The sequence below is a fragment of the Actinomycetota bacterium genome, assembly GCA_005774595.1.
Lineage (GTDB): Bacteria > Actinomycetota > Coriobacteriia > Anaerosomatales > D1FN1-002 > D1FN1-002.
In genome coordinates this window covers 1-2,279 of the sequence record VAUM01000310.1, presented here as the reverse complement: position 1 = coordinate 2,279, position 2,279 = coordinate 1, and the positions used below count along the sequence as shown (strand labels likewise).

Annotated in this window: 1 protein-coding gene; it reads right to left on the bottom strand. The window is 73.3% G+C overall.

The genetic code is table 11. The features are described from left to right. Positions 1-2,279 (bottom strand): cyclic beta 1-2 glucan synthetase (locus FDZ70_09490; protein TLM69755.1); only part of this gene is annotated, 2,279 nt, incomplete at both ends.

Below are 2,279 nucleotides of genomic sequence, written 5' to 3'. Positions count from 1 at the left end.
CCTGGCGCAGCCGTCCGATGAAGCGGGCGCGGTCGGTCTCGCAGGACCAGTCGCACGCGCCGCCGGACTCGCAGGCCACGACGTGGAAGCCCCACGGGCGGGCCTCGGCCGCCGAGCGGGGCCGGCGCGAGAACAGCACCGCGTGCAGGTCGGCCAGCGCCTCCGTCTCGACGAACAGGTTCGAGAACGCCTTGTGCGCCTGGTCGGCCGCCTGCGGGGCGAGCGCGACCTCGAAGTACGAGGTGACCTCGAGCCGGCGCGGCGTGCGCGACCGGTTCGAGAAGGTGACGCGGCGGACCTCGGCGTCGTCCTCGGGCGAGACGACGACCTCGCAGTGGGTGTCGAGCTCCGCGTCTCGGCGCCAGTACTCGGCCTTCGATTCCGAGAAAGTCGCGCGGTAGTCCTCGCACGGCGAGCCGACGGGCTGGTGCGCGGGCGACCAGACCTCGCCGGTGTCGAGGTCGCGGACGAAGAAGAACGTCCCCCAGCAGTCGCGCGTGACGTCCTCGCGATAGCGCGAGACCGCCATGTCGCCACGGCGCGAGTAGCCACCGCCCGCGTTCGTGACCATGACCGAGTAGCTGCCGTTGGACAGGAAGTGCGTGGCCGGCGTGTAGGTGTCGACGGAGCCGTACGAGCGGTCGAGCGCGGGCGGCAGCTCGCGCACCGAGCGCACGAAGCGGACCTCCTCGGTGTGCGGGCGGGCGAGCTGCGGGTGGCGAGGCACGCGCTCCTGCAGCAGCAGCTCGGCCGAGCGCACCATCGGGTCGGCGTGGAACCGCTCGCGCATGCGGTGTTCCGACAACTCGCCGGCCAGCGCGACGAAGCCCATGCCCTGGTGGTGGGCGAAGTACGCCTTCACGATCGCGCGCCTGGCGCCGGCCGGGATGCGCGCGGGCGTGTAGTCGACCGCCTCGTAGAAGCCGAACCAGCCCTGCGCCTCGCGCTTGCGCAGCGCCTCGAGGTTGGCGAGCGCCGCGGGCCGGTCGACCTGCAGCGCGAGCATGGAGGCGTACGGAGCGACGACGACGTCGTCTGACAGCCCGCGCTTCAGGCCCAGGCCCGGCACGCCGAACGCTTGGTACTGGTAGGTGAGGTCGGCGTCCTTGGCGTTGAACGCCGACTCCGAGATCCCCCACGGCACCTCGCGCTGCTTCCCGTACTCGATCTGGCGGCGCACCACGGCGCGGCACGTCTCGTCGAGCAGGGTCTCGGGCCAAGTGCGCATGACCAGCAGCGGCATGAGGTACTCGAACATGCTCGCGCTCCACGACACGAGCGCGTGCCCGCTCCCGGCCTGCGCGAGCTGACGGCTGAGGCGGAACCAGTGGTCCTGCGGCACGTCGCCCTTCGCCACGGCGAGGAACGACGCGAGCCGGCACTCCGAGGCGAGCATGTCGTAGAAGGAGTTGTCGAGCTTGCCCTCCGACGAGTTGAAGCCGATCGAGAAGAGCTGGCGGCTCGGGTCGTAGAGCATGCGGAAGTCGGTGTGCTCCCACATCTCGCGCGCGATCTCGGCCTGCAGGCGGGCCGACGCGAGCGCGTGCACGCAGCCCGGGCGCGCGGCGCGGATGCCGTCGGCCACGGTCGAGGCCCACTCGGCCGCACGGCTGCAGGCGGTCTCGTCGTCGCCGGGCGGATCGGCGGCGACGTCGTCGAGCGCCGTCAGCGCCGCATCGAGCCCCTCGGCCAGGCCCACGAGCGACGGCGTGTGCTCGATGAGCGGGCACAGCGCGCCGTACTGCGGGCACGAGCGCAGCGAGGGCGGCACGTCGGTGAGCAGGTGCGCCCACGGCGCGTGCGCGGACACGTCGCGGAGCGGGCCGCGCACGCTCGCGACGACCGCGTTCACGGACGCGCGGACGCGGGCCAGCGCGCCGGCGTCCGATGCGTCCGCATCGGGCACCGCGGCCGCCACGTCCTCGAATCGGGCGGGCAGCCCTTCCGCGATCGCGTCGAGCGACGAGAGCAGGGAGAGCCACTCGCCGAGCGACTCGGGCGCCGGCTCGATCGTGACCCGCCGGCGCAGCTCGTCGATGTCGGCGCGCAGCGGGCCGGCCGCCTCGGCGCCGGCGAGCCCGGCGCTCCCGCTCGTGAGGTCATCGAGCGCGAGCAGCGCGGTGTCGGCGATGCCGTCGAGCAGCTGCGGGCCGAGCAGCGGCGCCTCGGTGGCCTCGAGCAGGCCGATGCGCAGCACGAGCAGGTGGCCGGCGAGGTTGCCCGAGTCGACCGTGGACACGTAGCCCGGCCGCAGCGGCTGGAGCGTCTCCGTGTCGTAC